Origin of the sequence: Bacillus sp. USDA818B3_A (assembly GCF_009928415.1) — a bacterium.
Taxonomy (GTDB): domain Bacteria; phylum Bacillota; class Bacilli; order Bacillales; family Cytobacillaceae; genus Neobacillus.
The window spans coordinates 1-22,686 of the sequence record NZ_JAABNN010000011.1 but is presented as its reverse complement, the minus strand read 5'-3'; the positions used below and the strand labels follow the sequence as shown (position 1 = coordinate 22,686).

Sequence of the window (22,686 nt, the reverse complement as noted above, 5' to 3'; positions counted from 1 at the left end):
TAAAAAGGGCAGCAGATTGCTGCCCTTTTACTCATTCCTTTTCAAATTCTTTAAGGAATTGCTCAAAACCCTCTGCACTTAAGGGTTTGCTAAATAAATACCCCTGCATCAGTACGCAATTCTTAGATTGTAAAAATTCCTTTTGGTGCACCTTTTCCACACCTTCTGCAATGACATCCAAATGAAGACCGCGGGCAAGATTAATAATGGCCTCCGGTATTTCTGTATTTTCTAGGCGCTCATTAATACCCTGGATAAAGGATTTATCAATTTTTAAAGTATTTATTGGGAGATCCTTCAAATAGCTCAGTGATGAGTAGCCTGTACCAAAATCATCGATAGAAATCGATATACCATGATCTTGTAACGTACGAAGCGATTGAACAATTTCTGATGAATTATTTAATAGGATGCTTTCCGTGATCTCTATTTCAAAATTCCCTGGCTGAAGTTTGGTCTCTGTAAGAATATCTTTAACAGTCTTTAACATCTGTTCAGGTTCCTGAAATTGGCGGGCTGAAAAATTGACTGAGATGGATAAGGGATTAGATCGAGAATCATTCCATTCACTTACTTGTTCGCATGCTTTTCTCATCACAAGCTCCCACAAGGGCTGAATAAACCCTGTATCCTCTGCTATGGGGATAAAAAGTTCAGGTGATACACTGCCAAATTCCTCATCCGTCCATCTCACCAATGCTTCTGCACCAAAAACCGTCCCAGTATCCACCGTAATTTTAGGCTGATAAAACACATCAATTTGCTTATTTTCAATTGCCCTTCTTAAATGTGCTTCAAGCCTAGGTCTGTCAATGTCTGGATGCATGGATTTTTCAGAATAGAATATGGCTTTATTGCCGCCGTTGTTCTTGGCCGTGTACATAGCCATATCCGCATAACTAATCAATGTGTCCATGTTTTTCGTGTGCTCTGGATAGCGGCTGATCCCAATGCTGACCCCGAGATAAAACTCATTGCCTTCAATCAAATAGGGGCTTTTTAGGGCATCAATTAATCGTTCTGAAGAGGCTTTCGTTTCTTCTATGCTTTGACGGAAGAGTAAAATAATGAATTCATCGCCGCCCTGCCTGATCAAAATGCTATCGTCGTTTTCAAGACAAATTTTGATACGGGCTGCAATTACTTTTAAAAGTTCGTCCCCTTTATTGTGACCATAAGAATCATTTACTTGTTTAAAACGATCCATGTCAATGAATAAAACGGATAAGGACTCGCCATTTTCATCTGCCTCAGAAATAATACTTCTTAATTTTTCCTGTAAATATCTTCTGTTTAATAATCCGGTTAATGGGTCATGGTTTGCTTGATATTCAATCAGTTCTTTGCTCTGATGCAGATCCTCCACATAGCGCTCTAAATCGGTAGACATGGCATTTACATTGTCAGTAAGAAGACCTAATTCATCTTTTCGATTTAGGTGTAAGTGTTTTCCGAAATTCCCTTGAGCAATCTCATTGACTTGTTCAACAATATAGCCGATCGGCCGTGTGATGGAACGGGAAAATAATATACTTACGATTAATACGATGACCATAATGGCGAGTGAAAGAAGGATGTGCACGATTAATTCATGTCTCAGCTCATTCTGGATAAGGCTATAGTTATAAACTAACCCGATGACAAATGGTTGTCCTGATTTAGGAAAAACAGGGACAAAGGTTTTTAACACATTTGTCTTGTTCAGTACATCATTATAAGATAATACATTTTTTGTATTGACGGCCTTTTTAATATAATTGGCATCCGTGCTGATGTTGCGATATTTATAGGTACCGTACCAGATCGGTCTGGCTGAAATTCGGATATAACTATTACCGTTTAAATGGACCACTTCGCTCTTTTTTCCAAAGTTCTTTGGATTGAAAACGGAAATCTCTAGAACGCCTCGCTCCTTGGTATAACCCTCAATGGTTTTCCCCGGACCAAATCGTTCCTCGAACTCTAATACTTCCTTATCGCGGAAATAGGGATTAATAATATAATTCGTTGTGCCATCATAATAGTAGCCCCATTTATCAATATGGTCGGGATCAGAAGAGGCGATTTCAACCGGGCCAGACCAATAGTTTGGCAAGGCCATCCCTTTTCCGACGGTAACCGGCTTTAAACCAAATAATTGTACGAAGGCGTCATACCAATAACCCCAGCCCTTTGTTGACATATTAATCTCTTCTGGGTCTGAAGAACGGACCCCAATGATGTCATTTTTGGCTTTGGCTAATAAGGTAATGTGGGAAACATTGACCTCTTTCGCCAATTTTTTTAATTGATCATCTGTGATTTCCTGATAGGTTGGAGGAAGAGCTTTCTTGATTGCTAACGATGCCGTTCGTAATTCTCTTCCCAGTATATTTTCTACATATAAGGAACCCTCTCTTGTTTTTTCCACTTGGTAGGATACTTCACGCGTAATCACACCGATTTCTCGTTCGTTATAGTCCAATAGCTGATTTTTCGACCATAAATAGTGAAGGGCATTATTTGCCAATAAAATAAATAAAACCAGGAGGAAAAAAATCAGGGGTATCTTCTTCTTTATGGACAATGTCTACACTCCAATAACTGCCTAGATAAGGTGGAATTTCTTTGCTCATGCTTACTACCCTTTTATCCCCTGCAGCCATTCCTGGTAGCATTCATGACATAGTGTTTCTTCTCTTTCCTCGTTTGAGCTGACAAATGGAACATAGTGCAGTTGCCTTTCCTCAATCTCATCAGTACAATAAAAGCATATTTCTTCCATTTTGACCCTCCTATTAAAACATTAATTTTTGTTAGTTTTTTCTGGATTGCTTGTTTTATTACTTGGAAAAACTACCCACGGATCGTAAAGCTTTGTTACCTTTTCCAGAAATATGCTATAAAGAAAAGGCAGGAGCTTAAAAATGGGGGGTAAAAAGGTTGAAATTTAAAAATAAAGTCGTCATTGTGACTGGTGCTGCGCAAGGAATTGGCCGTGGAGTGGCAGCGGGTTATGCAGAAAAAGGTGCAAAGGTAGTTTTAGCAGATGTAGATAGCGAATTAGGTGCACAAACAGCAGAAGAAATTAAGCGGGAGGGCGGAGAGGTCCTTTACGTTCAGACAGATGTCCGGAGTGAGCAGGACATTATCCGTCTTTTTAAAACAGCCAAACAAACCTTTGGGACAGTCGATATCCTCATCAATAATGCCGGAAAGAGTGTATTTAAATCTCCCTATGAGTTAAGTGTGAAGGAGTGGGATGATATCCTAAATACCAATTTGCGCAGTGTGTTTCTGTGTTCCCGGGAAGCGGCACGATCTATGCGGAAAAATTCATCCGGCGGTGCGATCGTGAACATTGCCTCCACCCGTGCCTTAATGTCGGAGCCTAACTCCGAAGCATATGGAGCGTCAAAAGGAGGAATTGTTGCCATCACCCATGCGCTGGCTGCTTCATTTAGTCAAGATCGGATCACAGTTAATGCAATTTCACCCGGCTGGATCCATAATGGAGATACAGCGGACCTTTCAAAAGCCGACCATGAACAGCATTTATCTAAACGAGTAGGCAAACCCAGCGACATCACGCGGGCCTGTCTCTATTTAACGAGCCCAGAAAATGATTTTGTGACGGGGATCAATTTAGTGGTTGATGGCGGGATGACGAGAAAAATGATTTATATAGAGGAATAACAGCTTTTCCCCTATATAAAAGAAGTTTACTTTGCTTGTTCTAAATATGGTAAAATAGTGTAAATATTAGAAAAAAAGGGAAGGAGGGCGGAACGTTGAAGCAGCCAATTATTCAATCAAAACTTCGGACTCCTGCGGTAAAGGATAATTTTATTAGAAGAGCCGGTCTTACAAGAAAGTTGAAAGCGATTCCTGAGTATCCTTTGACCATCCTGCATTCGGGCGCCGGTTTTGGAAAGAGTACGGCACTTGCTTTATTTATAAACGACGAGAAACTGCCTGGATGCTGGTACTCGATCTCGTCTTTGGATGATGATCTTCTGACCTTCCTTTCCTATATGGTTCATACTATTCAAGTGAGGAACCCTTTATTTGGAACAGAGTTATCCGTTTATATCGATAACCTGGACCGTTATATCCGCGAAGAGGAAGTAAATATTTTATGTTCTCTCTTTATTAACGAGATTCTCGAGTGTAAGGCCGAAATGACAATTATCTTGGATGATTTCCATCAAATTGAACATTCTTATACCATTAATAGTTGGATGGAAAAACTCCTAGCGCATATTCCTTCTAATTTACATTTGGTTATTTCAAGCCGGAGCCGTCCGAACTGGAAACTCTTAACGAAAATGAAAGTGTGTGGACAATTATTGGAAATAACGAAGGAAGATTTAGTCCTCACAATGGAAGAAATCGAAGTTTTGTTAACCGACCTTTATGGCTTGGAGATGGAACCAGATTATTTACAAGCTATTTATGAAAAAACCGAAGGCTGGATTATCGCCCTTTGCATGATTGCCGCGCAAATACCGTTACAAAAGGATATTAACGAGATCTTTCAACATTCCTCTCCATCTCTCCAAGAATTTTTTCAGTATCTAGTTATGGAAGTCTTTTCGAAACAGCCGCCGCTCATTCAACAGTTCCTTGAACAAACTTCGATTTTTGAAGATATAGAGGAAGAAATATGTGATGAAGTGATTGGATGGCAAGGAGCCTCGAGTTTACTAGAACAGATTAAAGACCGCAATCTATTTATTCAAAAGGTGGGACGAACCCACTACCGCTATCATGCATTATTTAAAGAATTTCTAGAAGCTATACTTCTAAAAAATAATCCCGCTATCTATATGTCCCTGCATGAGCGCTGCGCCCGTTATTATGAAAGAAAACAATTATGGGAAAAGGCGCTGTACCATTATAAAAAAATCAATCACCAGTCAGCGATTTGTTCCATTTTACAAGAAAATGGCTTGAAAATGCTTGAACACGGGAAGCTCGAAAGCTTGGACGATCAATTATCCTATCTTTCAGAAGAAGAACTAGAGCCCTATTATCTTATATGGTATCTAAAAGCAGAAATTCTTCGTTATCGCTCCCATTATCAAGAGGCGGAGACCTGTTATGATAAGGCTTATTTGGGTGCGGAAAAAAACCGGGACGATTTGGGCGTCAGCATGGTGCTAGAGGGTAAAGCTAAAATCTTTCTCGATACCATTCAGCCGCATCGTGCTGAACGACTACTATATGACGCGATACTCTACCGGGAAAAAAGTACAGGATTAACGGCTGACAACGGAAAACTATATCAATTGCTTTCTGAGAATCTTTTAAATGCTGGTAAAGCGTCAGAGGCAGAAAAATGGATTCAGAAAGCAAAGGATGTAAAAGGATCATCTACGGATGGAAGCTTAGAAGCCAGGTTGTACTTAAGAACAGGCCGGTTTGAAGCTGCTAAGAAGGCTCTTCTTTTAAAAAAGGAAGAATTAATCGGTCCAAACGGCAATACCCTGCCGCAATCCCATCGCGAAACCGATTTATTACTCTCGCTGATTGAGGCCTTTAAGGGGGAAGGATTAAAAGCAAAGGAGCTGGCCCAGTCCGGAATTCAGCTGGGAATCAAGTATAAAGCCCCTTTTATGGAGGCATGCGGCTGGATCCGCATGGGGCATGCCGTGCAAATAGTAAATAAATATGATTCTAGTTTGGCAGAAAGTTGTTATCAAACTGCGTTAGAAATCATGGAAGAGCTCCAAGTTGACCGTGGAAAAGCCGAGCCTCTCATGGGATTGTGTATTTTATATGGAACAAGAGGAGAATTTGAAAGGGCCTTAGAGTCTGGAAGAAAGGCGATTCAAGAGACTGAAAAGGTCCATGATGTGTGGCTGTCTGCCTTTATCACCCTCTGTATGGGGATCACAAGCATCTATAATGAAAGGCTTGATAAGGCTTCAGATTTTTTAAAAACAGCCGATCAGCTGTTTGAGCAATGTGAGGACTGCTATGGACAGACGTTAACAAAGTTTTGGCTGGCTTATTTTTTTCATTTAGATAAACAGAACGAGTTGTTTAAAAAAGAAATCAATAGCTTTCTTAATCTGGTACAGATCCATGAGTATGAGTTCTTGTTCCATCATAGGTCTGTATTTAGTCCAAGAGATTTACAACTCTATGTACCATTGTTAATTGAATGTATGAAGGCAGAGATCCAAACCGCCTATGTTAGGAAAATCCTGCAGGATATGGGAATCACATCTTTTGATTCACATCCCGGCTATTCGATTCGCGTGCAGACTCTAGGGCAGTTTAAATTATGGCTGGGTGAAAAAGAGGTAGGTGAAAAAGAGTGGCAAAGAGAAAAGGCAAAGGAGCTGTTTCAATTATTTCTTACAATAAAGGAGTTAATCGCAAAGGATGAGATCCTAGCGATCCTTTGGCCTAATCAGGAGAAAAAAAGTGCTGATCGTGATTTTAAAGTGGCCCTTAATTGCCTTCACCATGTCCTCGAACCTCACCGTAAACCGCGTGCGGCTCCTTATTTTATCATTAGAGAAGGCATGTTTTATGGATGGAATCCACATGCTGTACTAGAAATGGACACTACTTTATTTAAAGAATGGATTGAAGCAGGCTTAAATGAAATCCAGCCAGAGAAGGTAATCCCTTACCTAGAAAGAGGATTAGCGTTCTATCAAGGTGATTATCTACCAGACCGCCGATATGATGATTGGTGTATGAGTAAACGAGAGAGTATGGCTGTTTATTTTTTAAGAGGTGCCGAGAAAATGGCCCAATTAATGGTTCGAAGTGAAAAATATGACAGCGCCATTAATTGGTGTGAAAGGATTTTAGCGCGTGATCGAACCTGGGAAGAGGCCTACCGCTTACTAATGTACTGCTTTTATCGAAAAAATAACCGCCCGCAAGCGATAAAATGGTATAAAAAGTGTACAGAAGTACTAGAAAAAGAATTGGGTGTAACCCCATTAGAACCCACAAAGCACATGTTTCAAATGATCATTGAATCAGAAAGTATACTGAAATCGTTAGAGCAGCCCTAGAATGAGGCTGTTTTTTTCTATCTAATCATGCATTCAGGACTTTTGTTTCTAAAGCTTGTAACTCCAATGTAACTTCCATTCCTTATCATAAAAGCAAGTTTTACAAATGAGGTCTTAAGGGGGAAGAAAATTGAAGGGGTATAAAGGCAGATGGTTATTACTAAGCTTCCTAATTTTTATGATGGTTTTCGCAAGCGCCTGCAGTTCGGAAAAATCATCATCAAAACCTACGGGTGATTCAAAGAAAGATCCTATTAAAATTGGCGTACTTGCTTCAAAGACAGGTGCACTTGAAGCATATGGGAAGCAAACATTAAGAGGGTTTGAGCTGGGACTGGATTATGCAACGGATGGAAAGATGGAAGCTGCAGGCAGAAAGATTGAATTTATCGTGGAAGATACAGAAACAAAACCTGAAGTGGCTGTTCAAAAGGCCACCAAACTCCTAGAGGAAGATCAAGTCGACTTTTTAGTCGGATCTTCAAGTTCTGCCGATACGTTAGCGGTTCTGCCGCTTGCTGAGGAATACCAAAAGGTAATGGTTGTCGAACCTGCTGCTGCTGATAGTATTACAGGTTCAGAGTTTAATAAGTACATTTTCCATTCGGCACGTAACTCCTCACAGGATGCAGTTGCGGGTGCCGCTGCGATTGCCAAGAAGGGAGTGAAAATTGCCACGCTTGCACCAGATTATTCCTTTGGACGGGATGGAGTAGCAGCCTTTAAGGAAGCGGCAAAGAAGCTGGGGGCTGAAATCGTCAAGGAAGAATATGCTGACCCAGCGGCAACTGATTTTACCTCTAATATTCAGAAAATCATCGATGCTAAGCCTGATTATCTGTTTGTTGTCTGGGCTGGGGCGAACTCTCCATGGAAGCAGCTGTCCGACATGAAGGTCCAGGAAAAGGGCATTAAGATTTCAACGGGTGCACCGGATATTGCTGCCCTGTCAACCATGGAGCCTCTGATTGGGATGGAAGGTTTTACGGTTTATTACCATGACCTGCCGAGTAACAAAATTAATGACTGGTTAGTGGCCGAGCATAAAAAGAGATTCAACGGGGATGTACCTGATTTGTTTACACCTGGTGGAATGAGTGCAGCGATATCGATTGTCGAGGCGATCAAGAAGACCAATGGAGATACCGATGCTGATAAGTTAATCAGTACGATGGAAGGGATGAGCTTTGAGACTCCGAAAGGGAAAATGACCTACCGTAAAGAGGATCACCAAGCTTTGCAGTCGTTATATGCAATTAAATTAGAGAAAAAGGATGGAGTTCCGTACCCTGTGCCGGTTTTGATTAGAGAATTACCCCCTGAAGAAACGGCACCGCCAATCCGTAACAAGTAAGTATTCAGACTTAATGAGGGTTCGGCCGATGAAAGGCGGTCACCCTCTTATCTTGTTTTATTAAAAAATGAGGTGGGAAGAGATGTCGACTCTTTTGGAAACGAGAGATTTATCGGTTACCTTTGGGGGCCATACAGCAGTCGATGCTGTCAGTGTTAAGGTCCCAGAAAGGCATTTTAAAAGTATTATCGGCCCGAACGGTGCAGGGAAAACCACCTTCTTTAATCTGCTTAGCGGACAGCTGGCACCATCGCAGGGGGAAATCTATTATCGCGGGAAAGACATTACTAGATACTCCCCGACATTAAGGACTCGTGCAGGAATCGGCCGCTCCTTTCAAATTACCAACGTTTTTCCCAATCTAACTGTGTTAGAAAATGTAAGATTGGCGGTCCAATCTCAGGCAGGTGTACGCTATCAGATGCTGATTTCTTATAAAAAATACAGAGAGTTTGAAGAAAAAGCATGTGAGTGGCTTAAGCTTGTCCTGCTAAATGAAAAAAAGCATTCTCTTGCAGTCAACCTTTCTCACGGAGAAAAGAGAAAGCTTGAAATTGCTATGCTGCTGGCACTGGAAACAGAAGTTCTATTACTGGATGAGCCCACCGCTGGAATGTCACTAGAAGAAGTTCCGGCTATTTTAGAAGTAATTAAAAAAGTAAAAGAACAAAGCAGCCGGACGATCCTCCTCATTGAACACAAAATGGATATGATTTTAGACTTATCAGATTCAGTGATGGTTTTATTTAACGGCAGGCTGCTTGCTGATGGTACTCCCGAAGAAATCATGAAAAATGAAACCGTTCAGTCTGCCTATTTAGGAGGTCATGTGGATGAACGACCTGTTGAAGCTTGATCAATTAGAGACATATATTGGTCAATATCATATTCTTCAAGGGATTTCTCTTCAAGTAAAAAAAGGTGAGGTTACCGTGCTGCTTGGCAGGAATGGGGTTGGAAAGACAACCACTTTACGGACGATTATGGGGTTAAATCCTGCTTCTAAAGGAAGCATTACTTTTAAGGGAGAACCCATTCAAGGACTTCCAACCTATACCATTGCAACAAAAGGGATTGGGTATGTGCCGGAGGACCAAGGGATTTTTGCAGGACTGACAGTTGAAGAAAACATGAAAGTGGCCATTCAAAAGGAAAATGAGGAAACCGCGAAACGAATGGACTGGATTCTAGATTTGTTCCCGGACTTAAAAAGGTTCTGGAAAAGACCCGGGGGATATTTGAGCGGCGGACAAAAGCAAATGTTATCAATTGCTAGAGCCTATGTAAATCAGAACGAATTGTTATTAATTGATGAGCCTAGTAAGGGATTGGCACCGATTGTGGTGGAAAAGGTAATGGAATCTATTTTACAAATAAAAAATCAAACCACCATCGTCTTAGTGGAACAAAATTTTATGATGGCCAGCACCATCGGTGATGGTTATTACATTATTGATGATGGCCGGACCGTGAATCATGGTACCATGAGACAGTTAAAAGAAGATGAAGAAATGAAACGAAAATATCTAGGCATTGCGTAGGATAGGGGGACCGTCTAGATGGACTTATTCATAAATCTAACGTTAAATGGTCTTGCAACAGGGATGTTGATATTTTTATTGGCAGCCGGGTTAACGCTTATTTTTGGCTTAATGGACGTGTTAAATTTTGCCCATGGGGGATTGTTCGCATGGGGGGCATACAGTGGGATATGGATTTACCAGCAGACCGGCAGTTTTATCATTGGCATTGCCGGGGCAATTATTACAGGCTTTGTCCTCGGTGTGCTTACCGAAAAGTGGATTATTAAACCAGTGTATGGAAATCATGTACAGCAAATATTAATCACCCTTGGCCTTATGCTTGTGCTATCCGAAATGCTAAAGGTCATTTGGGGTCCCAATCAAATGACAGCCTCGCCTCCAGAGTATTTAAAGGGAAGCTGGGAAATGGGCGGCGTTATTGTAATCAAGTACCGTGTTTTTATTATTTTAGTAGGATTGTTTATTTTTGCAGCGATTCAATATATTCTTAAGAAAACAAAAATCGGTCTTGTTGTTAGGGCAGGGGTAATGAATAGGGAAATGGTTCAAGCCCTTGGGATTAATATACAAAAAGTTTTTATGTTTGTGTTTATGATTGGTTCCGGTATGGCAGCTCTCGGCGGTGTATTGCTTGGGCCTTATTCTGGTGTCATCCATGCCGGGATGGGAATGGAATTTGCCATCTTAGCCTTTATTGTCGTGGTGATCGGGGGAATGGGTAATTTTAAGGGCTCTGTTTTAGCTGCTATGTTAGTAGGGCTATCCGGTTCGTTCATGGCCTATTATGTTCCAGATCTATCACTCGCAGTCAATATGCTTTTAATGGCGATTGTACTAATCATTCGGCCTCAAGGACTATTCAGTGCGGGAGGGGTGAGCAAAGGTGTTCACTAAAGGCAATAAAATGACTGCAATCATTCTAGTCATTATAGCTTTTCTGCTCCTTCTGCCATTTGTTTATGACTCTAGAAACCTATTTATTTTATTAACCCAGATATTTGTTTTCTCCATCTTTGCGATGAGTTATGATCTGTTATTGGGTTTTACGGGAATTGTTTCATTTGGCCATGCGATGTTTTTTGGGATTGGCGCGTACTCAATAGGAATCTTTATGAAAAAATTTGAACCAACTATGCCATACTTTTTCATAGCCATATTGTCAACAATTGCCCTGACTGCACTGGTAAGCTTTATGGTCGGCTTGTTGACGCTTCGCCTCAAAAGTCATTTCTATGCAATGTTAACTTTATCGCTATCTGGGCTTTTTTTAGTCCTAGCAGAAAAATGGCGGGGGATGACGTATGGCAATGACGGATTTACCTTTCGTGTTCCTGAAGTGTTTATCGACCGGACTCATTTCTATTGGCTTTGCTTGGTTCTCATGGTTGTTGTATTTTTATTATTGAAACAATTTACCAATTCCCCTCTTGGCCGGGTTCTGCAAGCAATCAGAGAAAATGAACAGCGAACCGAATCTTTAGGATATCAAGTGCTGCACTATAAAATTGCGGCAAGTGTCGTTTCCGGAGTATTGGCGGGCATAGCAGGAATTTTATATGCCATATCACTAAGATATGTAAATACAAGTGTATTTTCCATGGATATTACCTTAGATGCCTTATTAATGACAATCATCGGCGGGGTCGGCACTTTAGTAGGGGCCATCATTGGGGCAGGGGTCATTGAGTTTGCCCATGACTGGCTGACGGAACTTGCCAAGGAGCATGTGTTCTTTGAACGCTGGATTATTTTCTTCGGCATTATTTATATTTTAGTTGTCATGTTCTTCCCAAAAGGGATTGTCGGCACGTTAAGTACCTTCACATGGAAACGGAAAAAACAGTCTGCGGTTAAAAGTAAAGAAAAAGCAGCTGGATAAGGAGGAGATCACTACGATGAAACAGATTGCATCCTTCGTTGTCCGGTTTCAATTAGAAGGAGTCGAAGAAGATAGCGGTAAAAAGCAATGGAGGATTAAGATTACCTATGTTCAAGAGGAAAGAGAAACCTTATTTGAAAAAATCGAGGATGCGCTTGAATACATGAAGGATATGGTTGATCAAGTGTAAGGTAAGGAGGTGTAAGGGGTGAAGATTGGAATAGTTAGTACGGGAATTTATCTGCCAGAGGACTATATAACGGGTGAACAGATTGCCCTATTGGCGGATCTCCCTGTTCCTGTTGTGGAAGAAAAAATGGGTATAAAGAAAAAGTATGTCCCTGGAAGGAATGACCATACCTGTGAAATGGGGATTTTTGCAGCCAAACGAGCTTTAGATAAAGCTGGGATTGATCCGCTGGAGATTGATCTTGTTATTTATATAGGAGAAGAACATAAGGAATATCCCCTCTGGACTGCAGGAATTAAGCTCCAGGAAGAGATTGGTGCAAGAAATGCCTGGGCTTTTGATGTGGCTTTACGTTGCGGGACAACTGTTATGGCATTAAAAGTCGCCAAAAGTCTTATGATAGCTGACCCTGATATTGAAACGGTACTGCTTGCCGGGGGGTATCGCAACGTTGATTTTATTGATTATCAGAATCCTAGGACCCGTTTTATGTATAACCTTGGTGCTGGCGGCGGAGCGGTTCTTTTGAAAAAAAATCACAGTGAAAATATTGTGTTAGATACCAAACTAATTACGGATGGTTCTTTTTCAGAGGATGTGGTCGTGGTTGCTGGAGGGACGAAAAATCCGATTACGAAGGAGGCGATTGAGCAGCGGAAAAATAGGCTCGATGTTCTCGACCCGGAAGGAATGAAGGCTCGTCTAGAACAAAAATCGATGGCTAACTTTTTGAGAGTGATTAGGGAAGCCGTACGTAAAAGTGGTTTCAAAGAAAAAGATATCTCGTATTTAGCCATCCTTCACATGAAAAGATCGGCTCATGAATATGTTTTAAGGGAGCTGGGATTGTCCGAGGAACAATCGATTTATCTGGAGGATTATGGCCATATCGGACAGATTGATCAGATATTGTCCTTAGAACTTGCCCTTAATGAAGGAAAAGTAAAGGATGGAGACCTAGTCGTGCTGGTAAGTGCAGGCATTGGTTATGCCTGGGGAGCAACTGCAATCAAATGGGGGAAAGGGTGATGGACGTGGTGAACATATCAATGAAAGAGGTACATTTATCAAATGGGGAGACACTGTCCTATCGAGAAAGAGAGGGCGGTGAACAGAAGGTTTTGTTGATTCATGGAAACATGACCTCTTCGAAGCACTGGGATTTAGTCTATGAAAATATCGATTCCAAATATAAGGTGTATGCGGTAGATTTACGCGGCTTTGGCCAGTCAACTTATAACAACCCAGTCATGTCCATCAAGGACTTTTCTGATGATGTAAAGCTATTCGTGGATGCTATCGGAATCAGGGATTTTGCCATCGTAGGATGGTCTACAGGCGGTGCGGTGTCGATGCAATTTGCAGCGGATTATCCTGGCTGCTGCAATAAGCTTATTTTACTAGCATCCGAATCAACGAGAGGTTATCCTTTTGAAGGAAAAATAAATGAGACCGATGAGCCGAGACGCTTTACCACACATGCAGACATTAAAAAAGATGTAACCAAAACGATTCCAGTGCAGACAGCCTATCACACCAATAATACCGAATTGTTGAGGTTGATTTGGAACTCGGTCATTTATACTCATAAGCAGCCGTCACCAGATCTTTATGAGGAATATTTACAAGATATGAGAACGCAGCGAAACTTAGCGGAAGTACATCATTCCAATAACACCTTTAATATCAGCCATCACCATAACGGGCTTGTAGAAGGCAATGGGAAGGTGGATGACATTCATGTTCCAGTCCTTGTTTTGCGCGGAGAGCGTGATTATGTGGTAACAGCGGAAATGACGAAGGAACTCGTAGCGGATTTAGGAGAAAAAGCGAAGTTTATTGAATTAAAGAATTGCGGGCATTCCCCGCTGGTGGATGATTTGCCGCAATTGTTATCTGCAATAACTGATTTTCTTGAATGAGCAAGGACGGCCTTACAGGGTCGTTTTTTTATGTTTCCGTTAATAATCCTTGCTGTAACTCCGCTGTAACTGAAAGAGTGTAAAATGGAGCTAGCGAATTTACTTAAAAAGGAGAGATTGTCCGGTGAGGTGGGAATTGGATTGGCTAGAGCACAGAGCAAGACTGACTCCTAATAAGAACGCCATTATTGAAGAGGATCAAGACAATGCATGGACCTACGCAGAGTTAAATCATCGCGCATGTGCTATAGCGGCCTGGCTTTTTGACCGGGGGATTAGAAAGGGCGATCGAATTGCCCTAGTATCGCCTAATCATATTAGCTATTTAGATTTATTATTTGCCTGTGGAAAATTAGGGGCCATCTTTGTGCCGTTGAATTGGCGTTTATCAGAGTATGAATTAAAAGACATCTTAGCGGATTGTACCCCAGTCTTAATCGGAATCCATCAAGAATTTGAACATCTGACATCGGGCTTAACGAGTGATAACTTAAGTTCCTTTTTAGTTGGAGAGGAAAACTATGAGGAAATGGCTTCCTATCCAATTCGTCCTGTGTTTAAAGAACAGATACTTGATTCAGATCCATTAGCAATCATTTATACCGGCGGTACCACTGGAAGACCAAAGGGCGTGGTCTTGAGCCATCAATCCATCTTGTGGAATTCCATCAACACCATCGTCAGCTGGGGGCTTTCAAAGGATGATACCACGATTAACTATTTGCCCATGTTTCATACCGGGGGACTCAATGCTTTAAGTATCCCAATTTTATTGAGTGGCGGGACCGTAGTAATAGGGGGCGCCTTTGATGGATCAAAAGCTGTGGATTCACTTGAGAAATATCGCTGTACAATTGTTCTCCTCGTCCCGACCATGTATCATACAATGATTCAAACCGATGAGTTTCAAAAGAACAGCTTTCCTCATATGAAAGTATTCCTGTCTGGAGCCGCTCCTTGCCCGCTCCAAATTTATGAGGCTTTTTATAAAAAAAAATTAGCTTTTAAGGAAGGGTATGGTCTGACGGAAGCTGGTCCGAACAATTTTTATATCAGTCCAGAGGAGGCAAATGTCAGACGCGGTTCTGTTGGGAAGCCGATGTTGTTTAATTCGGTTAAATTACTGAAATCGGATGGCTGTGAACCAAAGACAAATGAAGTAGGAGAAATTTTAATAAAAGGAAAACATTCATTTTCGTTTTATTGGAACCAGGAACAAGCGACGGCGGAAACCGTAAAAGAGGGGTGGATTCATACAGGTGATTTAGCGAAACAGGATGAAGATGGTTATTTTTATATTGTCGGCCGAACGAAGGATATGATTATTACTGGGGGAGAAAATGTTTATCCACTTGAAATAGAGCAGTGGCTCGCTGCTCATTCAGCGGTTAGTGAAGCTGCAGTCATTGGACTTCCTGATGAAAAATGGGGGGAGATTGTAGCTGCTTTTATTGCACTAAAACCATTTGCTGCATTAGAAGACCAAGAATTATTAACCTTTTGTGAATCTAAATTAGGCCGTTATAAGATACCCAAAAAGTTTATCCGATTAGAGGAACTCCCGAAAACTCATGTTGGAAAAATTGATAAAAAGAAACTGCAACAAATAGGGAACAACAAATAAAGAGGGAGAACAAAACGTTCTGCCTCTCTATTTCCTGACTTTTAATTCATTTTTAGCGGCTCTAGTAACTCAGCTGCACTGTCGATAAACAATTTTGAAACAATTGATTGCGTCTTATTAATATTGTAGACAAGGTAAAAAAAACGTTCATCGTTAAAGTCTTGAATGTTATACCACTTTAGCATTTTATGGCGGGAGTATTCCTGTGCGGCCGTTTCTGAAATAATCGAGATCCCGACCTTTTCAATTACCATTTGGATTAAGCTCTGTCCGTCCTCGATATACGAAACCACTTTTAACTGGTCCTTAGTAATATCGCTATTTTTCAAGAACCTTTCTAGTAAGGCATTGGTTCCTGAATCGGAATTTCTCATGATAAACGGATATTGCAGGATATCACTTATGCTTACAGGTTCCTTTATACTAAATTCATTGGAAGTAACAAGGACAAGTTTTTCCTTTAATAAAGGGATATAGCAAAGTTTATCGTCCTCATATTTTTGGCCTAATATTCCTAAATCTACCGAGCCATTTAAGACCCTTTCGGCCACATGCTTGGAGGAAGACTGGTTTATATGAAAGATTACCTCAGGATATCGTTCTCTAAATTGTTTAATCATTCGTGGAACCATAAACTGCCCAGGAACAGAACTGGCTGCTATTCGAATGATTCCTCTGAGCGAGGTCATCCCCTCTTTCAAATCAAGTAATGCCTGGTCTTTAAGCAGTAAAAGCTTCAAGGCCCAATGATAAAGGCGTTCGCCATGTGGGGTGAGAAAACTTTCCCTGCCCACGCGATCAAATAATTTCACACCTAATGTTTTTTCAAGTCCTTGAATATGTGAACTAACCGTTGATTGGCTCAAAAAGATATCTTCCGCTGCTTTAGAAAAACTTTTATGTTCAACAACTTTCGTAAAAACATAGAGTTGATGTAAATCCATTCTTTTTTCTCCCTAATTGAAATAATCGATAGTTAATAATAGATAATCTAGATAATAGCTTAGCATAAAGATCAGCACTTATAAAAGCATATAAAAAAGGAGTGATGATGAATATCACTCCTTAGTTACTTACTAGCGCTAATTTATTTGATAGGGTTAAATCAAGGATGGACGGCCACTTTCCATGCCCGGATTCCGGATTGATGTGACCTGCATTAGGTAAAACAATGGAAGGGTGATCCATGTTTAAATAGTTACCCGCATCGTCCATATTGCAATATGGATCATTATTAGAGTGGATAAACAAAATTTCCTCGGCAGTTCTGGACAAGTGTCGGCTATTTAAAGGTACAGGAAAAAAAGTTTCTGCTTCTTTAAGCCTAATGGCTGGAGATGGCGGAGCAACGAGGATTACACGCTTAGCTAATTTTTTATTCTGAGTCGATGTATAATGAAGCCAGAGCAGACAGCCGAGACTATGAGTGATGACGGTCAGTTCGGAATTGGCAGGTATCGCTTGAATGGCCCTATGCAGTTCCTGTACCCAGACGTTGAGATCTGGTTCGTGAAAAGCTGAGAAGGTTGGATAGCTTACTCGGTAGTTATTTTGTATTAGGGTGTCGGCCAGCCATGTTTGCCAATGATCATGTCCGCTCCCGTTTAATCCATGGATAATGAGAAAATGTTGTTGATTCATCATATCCCTCCTTTAAAAAATAAAATACATTATTCCGATTGAATAAGTTGGTATTATTTAGAATTATAATGCTTTTAAGTTGAAATGGCAACAGATGTTTTGCTGATTTTACTGTAAATGAGCGTGCATATTTGCAATTCATGCGGTAAACCATCAATATTAACGAATAAGAAAATAAGAAAGTAGGGGTAGTTTTGCAAGATTTCTTTTCGTTAGGCATTTCAAAAGTAATAGTGGACCCATTGCGGGCTTCTGGTGTAGCTGTTCCAACACCGATTCAAAAACAAGCAATCCCATTGGTGTTAAAAAGAAGAGACGTAATTGCCCAGGCGCAGACGGGGACGGGAAAAACGTTTGCTTTTATCTTGCCCATTTTAGAAAAAATAGATCGAAACGCTTCCCATGTACAGGCTCTCATCGTTGCCCCTACAAGGGAATTGGCTTTACAAATTACAGAGGAAATTGAAAAATTAATTGTCCATATCGAAGGGTTAGCTGTTCTAGCCGTGTACGGAGGTCAAGACGTTGCTAAACAGCTGAAAAAATTAAGGAGAAATCCCCAAATTGTAGTGGGAACTCCAGGGAGATTATTAGACCATATTCGAAGAGAAACAATTCATTTGGGGGAAATTCAGTTTCTTGTGTTAGATGAAGCTGACCAAATGCTCCACATTGGCTTTCTTGGTGAGGTAGAAGAAATAATAAAGGAAACTCCTGCAACTAGGCAAACATTGTTATTTTCAGCTACGATTCCACCGGAAGTAAGAAAATTGGCAGCACAACATATGCAGAGCCCTGAATTCATTCAGATTGAAAAAACGCAAGGCCCTGCAGTAACTGTGAAGCAATTAGCGATTCACACAACAGACAGGGCAAAACAAGCCGCACTCATTCACTTAATTGAAACCTATCGTCCGTTCCTCGCTGTTATTTTTTGCCGGACGAAACGAAGGGTAAGTAAATTATTTGATGCTTTAAAAGCATATGGATTTTCGTGTGATGAGCTGCATGGCGACTTGTCACAAGCCAAACGGGAACAAGTCATGAAACGATTTAGGGAGGCCGAAATTCAATTGTTAGTCGCTACTGATGTTGCGGCTAGAGGTCTGGATATCGAAGGAATTACCCATGTCTTTAATTATGACATCCCTCAAGATGCTGAAAGTTACGTCCACCGGATTGGACGGACAGGAAGAGCTGGAATGACTGGACTGGCGGTTACGTTATTTTCATCAGCAGACCAGCAAGCACTAGAGGAAATTGAAAAAGAACTATCCATTACTATCCATAAACAAGATGACGGAAATGCCAAAAGGGAAAAAGAGAGTTCTAAAGGGGATAATCGGGCAAGTCGGCGTGATTCTCAAGGAAAAACTCGTGATGAAGGAAGAGATAGAGAGAATAGACAGAAGAATGACCGTTCGAAAAATAAGAACGATAATAATAGGCGGGATAAGGGGACAGCGAGAGGAGCTAAGAAGGAAACGGCCAAGCTATCTAGTGGCAGTGGCCCGAAGAATCGCAGCCGGCAACGGACTAACGAAGCTGTTTCGAGTAATTCAAATAGAAGTAGTGGTAAAACAGGCAGAGTTAGAAGTAACAGAAACAGGTAGAAACAGAAGGGGACTGATGCACACATCAGTCCCCTTTTGTTATCCGCGAATTCCAATTCCGGTATTGGACTTTACTAGAACTTCTTCAAACTTTTTAACATCTGCTTTTTGTCTAGAGAAGATGGTTCCTAAATATCCTGCAATGAATCCAAGTGGTATGGACACGATCCCTGGAGTAGTATAAGGGAAAATAGGGTTCCCAACAAAGATCGCTTTTCCTGCCTCAGGACTAAAAACATTCGGACTAATAAGTACTAACCCTATCGCAGAAATTAAACCAACGAGCATGGCCCAGACAGCACCGGTGGTATTAAATCGTTTCCAATAAATGGTGTATATAATAACCGGTAAGTTCGCGCTCGCAGCTACGGCAAAGGCTAGAGATACAAGGAAGGCGACATTAAGAGTTTGAGCACCTAAAGCGAGAATTATGGAAATGACAGAAACGCCAATTGCTGCCCACCGGGCCATACTGACCTGCTGCTTTTCTGATGCCTTTCCTTTCCGTAGGATTTCATTATAAAAATCATGGGCAAAAGCAGAAGCTGCTGTTAAAACAAGCCCTGCTACAACAGCAAGAATTGTTGCGAACGCAACAGCTGAAATAAAAGCAAACATCATATTTCCGCCAACCGCTTTGGCTAAAAGTGGTGCGGCCATATTGCCTGCAGGGTTTGCTGCGACAATTTCCGAATTCCCAACAAAGGCGGCAGCCCCAAAACCGAGGAAAATCGTCATGACATAGAAGATTCCTATAATCCAAGTAGCGTAAACTACTGAGGAGCGGGCTGTTTTTGCATCTTTTACAGTGAAGAAACGAACAAGAATATGAGGAAGTCCGGCAGTTCCTAGTACTAACCCCATATTTAATGAGATAGTATCCAGACCAATTTTGTACTTAACCCCCGGATTTAAAAAGGATTCTCCTAAGGGAGTAGCTGTTTTCATTTGATCAAACATAGCAGGGATACTCCAATTAAACTTTGCGAAGACAATAATTGAAATTAAGAAGGTTCCGCCCATTAATAGAATGGCCTTAATGATCTGAACCCAGCTCGTTGCATGCATCCCGCCAAAAATAACATAGACAGTCATTAAGACACCAACGATTAAAACGGAGGTCGTGTAGTTAATACCTAATAATAATTTAATAAGTGCACCTGCTCCGACAAGCTGGGCAATCATATAAAAGATAGAAATGGCGACCGTATTCATAGCGGCAAAGCCGCGTACTTTCTTGGCATCAAAACGGGCTGCAATCATATCAGCAAATGTATATTTGCCGAGATTCCTAAGTGGCTCTGCCACCAGATAAAGTACCACTAAATAAGCAACAAGGAAGCCAATGCTATAAAAGAAGCCATCAAAGCCTGTCAATGCCACAGCCCCTGCAATTCCGAGGAATGAGGCTGCTGACATATAGTCCCCAGCAATGGCCATACCATTTTGCCACCCTGTCAGCCCTCCGCCAGCCGTGTAGAATTCACTTGCATTTTTTGTTTTTTTAGAAGCATAGTACGTAACAATCAATGTTACAAAAACAATCCCTTGGAACATAATAAATGCAGGAGTATTCACGCATTCTTACCTCCTTCTTGGACGACTGCACTTGCCAGTTCGTCAAATTTAGCTGCCTTTTTGGAATAAAGCATACATAATCCCCAAGTCATCACAAATTGTAAAAAGGCAAAAACCCACGCCCAAGTGATGCTGCCGAAAAACTTGTGATTTAAGATAGTAGTATAGGAAGTAAGAATAGGCAGTGCAAAATAAAAGCAGAAGAAGAAGATCGTGATTGGAATGATAAATCTTTTCTTTTCGGAGAGTAATTTTCGAAATGCAGTTGAATGAACAATAGAATTGTAATCGATTTCACTATTAGTTATTGTTTTCCGTGCCTCCATATGGAAGCCCCCCTTTCATATAAACATTTGCAAATACTTAGGATGAAAGATAGCAGGAATTGCAAAAACTAAGTAAATAACTGTCCCCCTTTCAATAAAAATTCATACTTTTCTAAAAACTTAGAACTCCGCTTTTATTATAGTAAAAATGGAACTAAAATAGCAATAGTAATATAAAAAAATAGTATATTTTTACCATTTTTATGACAGTTCAGGAAGAATAACGCGAAAAAACACCTCTGCAAACGCAAAGGTGTTTTAATATGGAGACTATCGGGATCGAACCGACGACCTCTTGCATGCCATGCAAGCGCTCTCCCAGCTGAGCTAAGCCCCCGTAATTCCTTAATACAAGATAAATTATATCTGTATTATAAAAAACTTGCAAGTGGAAATTAAAAAAATCTAACTAATACTCTCAATTTCCACTTTTTTAACTCCATCTAATTCAGAAACAGCCGCATAAACCTCTGTAGTACTATTCCGATAATCCACGGCAACTAAGATTTGTACTAGATGGTCACCATTATCTAAATCTTTAATTCTTAATCGGCGGATAATATATTTCTTACCCATTAAAAAAGAGATTGCTGACTCAATCTGTGTTTTATCTCTGATAAATAATTGAAGAGAGATTTCTTTTTCTCGTAATTGTTTTGGACCAAACAGTTTCATGAGAAATGGGACTAATTCAACGCTTATTATCAATAATGCTACACCAGCAAAAGCTTCGATATAAAATCCTGCTCCAACTGCAATACCAATACCAGCTGCTCCCCAGATCATTGCCGCTGTGGTTAAGCCTGAGATACTATCATTGCCCCTTCTTAAAATGACTCCAGCACCTAAAAAACCTATGCCAGAAACAATTTGTGCTGCTAATCTCAGAGGATCCATCGTAATTCTTACATCATTTGTATTAGGAAACATATAAGCAGATTGAATCGAAACAATTGTAAGTAAGCAGCTAACAACTGAGATTACCAAACTTGTTTTCAAGCCAACTGGTTTCCTTTTAAGTTCCCGTTCTAGTCCTATTATTAGACCGAAAACAGCAGAAATACCAAGTTTGATCAATATATCGACATCAGAGGAACTCATCAGCATTCACTTCCAATTCTTAAGTTGTAATTTTATTTTAAACTATATAAAGGAAAAATAGAAAGAACAGAAAGTCCTCATTGAAAATCAATTCATTTGTTTTTTAGAGCTTCTAGAAAAAATTTAAAAAGATATTGCAAACAATAAATTATCATGATATATTAAATCTCGTCCTCACGAGCTGGTCGAACAACGAAAAAAAGTTTTTAGAAAGTTGTTGACACTAAGTTAGTGAGTGTGCTAAATTAGAGAAGTCGCTTTTGAGCGATATTAAAAAAGTGCTCCTTGAAAACTAAACAAACAAAAACGTCAACAAACAATAATTATTCATTTCTTATGAAATGAAGCCAACGTAACATTTTGAGCTAATCAACTTTCTTGGAGAGTTTGATCCTGGCTCAGGACGAACGCTGGCGGCGTGCCTAATACATGCAAGTCGAGCGAATCACTGGGAGCTTGCTCCCGGTGGTTAGCGGCGGACGGGTGAGTAACACGTGGGCAACCTGCCTGTAAGACTGGGATAACACCGGGAAACCGGTGCTAATACCGGATAATTCTTTTCCTCTCATGAGGAGAAGCTGAAAGTCGGTTTCGGCTGACACTTACAGATGGGCCCGCGGCGCATTAGCTAGTTGGTGAGGTAACGGCTCACCAAGGCGACGATGCGTAGCCGACCTGAGAGGGTGATCGGCCACACTGGGACTGAGACACGGCCCAGACTCCTACGGGAGGCAGCAGTAGGGAATCTTCCACAATGGACGAAAGTCTGATGGAGCAACGCCGCGTGAGCGATGAAGGCCTTCGGGTCGTAAAGCTCTGTTGTTAGGGAAGAACAAGTATCGGAGTAACTGCCGGTACCTTGACGGTACCTAACCAGAAAGCCACGGCTAACTAC

Annotated in this window: 19 protein-coding genes, 1 tRNA gene and 1 rRNA gene; 13 read left to right on the top strand and 8 right to left on the bottom strand. The window is 40.9% G+C overall.

Features of this window, described 5'->3' with window-relative positions; all coding sequences use genetic code 11:
• Positions 1–31: 31 nt before the first annotated feature.
• Together GXK58_RS17060 and GXK58_RS27050 are read right to left on the bottom strand one after the other, a co-directional pair.
• Positions 32–2,566 (bottom strand): putative bifunctional diguanylate cyclase/phosphodiesterase, encoded by a 2,535-nt coding sequence (locus GXK58_RS17060; RefSeq protein ID WP_160724373.1) that lies wholly within the window; start codon positions 2,564–2,566, stop codon positions 32–34.
• A gap of 54 nt (positions 2,567–2,620) precedes the next feature.
• A complete protein-coding gene (locus GXK58_RS27050) occupies positions 2,621–2,764 on the bottom strand; it encodes a hypothetical protein (RefSeq protein WP_202171387.1) in 144 nt (47 codons plus the stop codon).
• Positions 2,765–2,922: 158 nt separating this feature from the next.
• On the opposite strand from GXK58_RS27050, the gene GXK58_RS17055 reads away from it, so the two are divergent.
• From GXK58_RS17055 to GXK58_RS17005, 11 genes are all read left to right on the top strand, one after another.
• Positions 2,923–3,675, top strand: a complete 753-nt coding sequence (locus tag GXK58_RS17055) for an SDR family NAD(P)-dependent oxidoreductase (RefSeq protein ID WP_160724372.1) — start codon at positions 2,923–2,925, stop codon at positions 3,673–3,675.
• A 95-nt stretch (positions 3,676–3,770) separates the two neighbouring features.
• A complete protein-coding gene (locus tag GXK58_RS17050) occupies positions 3,771–7,019 on the top strand; it encodes a BTAD domain-containing putative transcriptional regulator (protein WP_160724371.1) in 3,249 nt (1,082 codons plus the stop codon).
• 178 nt (positions 7,020–7,197) lie between these two features.
• The gene (locus GXK58_RS17045) at positions 7,198–8,373 is read left to right on the top strand and encodes a substrate-binding domain-containing protein (protein ID WP_160724450.1); all 1,176 of its coding nucleotides are present in this window, start codon (positions 7,198–7,200) and stop codon (positions 8,371–8,373) included.
• A gap of 82 nt (positions 8,374–8,455) precedes the next feature.
• Positions 8,456–9,229: an ABC transporter ATP-binding protein gene (locus GXK58_RS17040; protein WP_160724370.1), complete on the top strand. Its 774-nt coding sequence runs from the start codon at positions 8,456–8,458 to the stop codon at positions 9,227–9,229.
• A complete protein-coding gene (locus GXK58_RS17035) occupies positions 9,207–9,914 on the top strand; it encodes an ABC transporter ATP-binding protein (protein ID WP_160724369.1) in 708 nt (235 codons plus the stop codon). The genes GXK58_RS17040 and GXK58_RS17035 overlap by 23 nt, the downstream gene beginning before the upstream one ends.
• A gap of 18 nt (positions 9,915–9,932) precedes the next feature.
• Positions 9,933–10,811 (top strand): branched-chain amino acid ABC transporter permease, encoded by an 879-nt coding sequence (locus GXK58_RS17030; RefSeq protein WP_160724368.1) that lies wholly within the window; start codon positions 9,933–9,935, stop codon positions 10,809–10,811.
• Positions 10,812–10,821: 10 nt separating this feature from the next.
• Positions 10,822–11,796: a branched-chain amino acid ABC transporter permease gene (locus GXK58_RS17025; RefSeq protein WP_160724449.1), complete on the top strand. Its 975-nt coding sequence runs from the start codon at positions 10,822–10,824 to the stop codon at positions 11,794–11,796.
• Between the two features lie 16 nt (positions 11,797–11,812).
• Complete coding sequence (locus tag GXK58_RS17020) at positions 11,813–11,986, top strand: hypothetical protein (RefSeq protein WP_160724367.1); 174 nt, start codon at positions 11,813–11,815, stop codon at positions 11,984–11,986.
• An 18-nt stretch (positions 11,987–12,004) separates the two neighbouring features.
• On the top strand, positions 12,005–13,015 hold the full coding sequence (locus GXK58_RS17015; RefSeq protein WP_160724366.1) for a 3-oxoacyl-ACP synthase: 1,011 nt from the start codon (positions 12,005–12,007) through the stop codon (positions 13,013–13,015).
• On the top strand, positions 13,015–13,908 hold the full coding sequence (gene phaZ, locus GXK58_RS17010; protein WP_160724365.1) for an intracellular short-chain-length polyhydroxyalkanoate depolymerase: 894 nt from the start codon (positions 13,015–13,017) through the stop codon (positions 13,906–13,908). Before GXK58_RS17015 ends, phaZ begins: the two co-directional genes overlap by 1 nt.
• A gap of 124 nt (positions 13,909–14,032) precedes the next feature.
• On the top strand, positions 14,033–15,532 hold the full coding sequence (locus tag GXK58_RS17005) for an acyl-CoA synthetase (protein ID WP_160724364.1): 1,500 nt from the start codon (positions 14,033–14,035) through the stop codon (positions 15,530–15,532).
• Positions 15,533–15,573: 41 nt separating this feature from the next.
• Here the strand turns inward: GXK58_RS17005 and GXK58_RS17000 are convergent, their stop codons facing one another.
• Together GXK58_RS17000 and GXK58_RS16995 are read right to left on the bottom strand one after the other, a co-directional pair.
• Entirely contained in the window at positions 15,574–16,476 is a 903-nt protein-coding gene (locus GXK58_RS17000; RefSeq protein WP_160724363.1) for a selenium metabolism-associated LysR family transcriptional regulator, read from the bottom strand.
• A 121-nt stretch (positions 16,477–16,597) separates the two neighbouring features.
• The gene (locus tag GXK58_RS16995; RefSeq protein ID WP_237389703.1) at positions 16,598–17,173 is read right to left on the bottom strand and encodes an RBBP9/YdeN family alpha/beta hydrolase; all 576 of its coding nucleotides are present in this window, start codon (positions 17,171–17,173) and stop codon (positions 16,598–16,600) included.
• A 194-nt stretch (positions 17,174–17,367) separates the two neighbouring features.
• Here GXK58_RS16995 and GXK58_RS16990 point away from each other — a divergent pair, with 194 nt between their 5' ends.
• A complete protein-coding gene (locus GXK58_RS16990; protein WP_160724361.1) occupies positions 17,368–18,786 on the top strand; it encodes a DEAD/DEAH box helicase in 1,419 nt (472 codons plus the stop codon).
• 39 nt (positions 18,787–18,825) lie between these two features.
• Here GXK58_RS16990 and GXK58_RS16985 read toward each other — a convergent pair whose 3' ends face one another.
• From GXK58_RS16985 to GXK58_RS16970, 4 genes are all read right to left on the bottom strand, one after another.
• A complete protein-coding gene (locus GXK58_RS16985) occupies positions 18,826–20,364 on the bottom strand; it encodes a sodium:solute symporter family transporter (RefSeq protein ID WP_160724360.1) in 1,539 nt (512 codons plus the stop codon).
• Entirely contained in the window at positions 20,361–20,690 is a 330-nt protein-coding gene (locus tag GXK58_RS16980) for a DUF485 domain-containing protein (protein WP_160724359.1), read from the bottom strand. Before GXK58_RS16980 ends, GXK58_RS16985 begins: the two co-directional genes overlap by 4 nt.
• Before the next feature lie 264 nt (positions 20,691–20,954).
• Positions 20,955–21,027, bottom strand: a tRNA-Ala gene (locus tag GXK58_RS16975).
• 68 nt (positions 21,028–21,095) lie between these two features.
• Positions 21,096–21,791 carry an MgtC/SapB family protein gene (locus GXK58_RS16970; protein ID WP_160724358.1) on the bottom strand — a complete coding sequence of 232 codons (696 nt, stop codon included), beginning with the start codon at positions 21,789–21,791 and terminating at the stop codon, positions 21,096–21,098.
• 375 nt (positions 21,792–22,166) lie between these two features.
• On the opposite strand from GXK58_RS16970, the gene GXK58_RS16965 reads away from it, so the two are divergent.
• Positions 22,167–22,686: ribosomal RNA gene (locus GXK58_RS16965) — 16S ribosomal RNA — on the top strand; the annotation flags it as partial.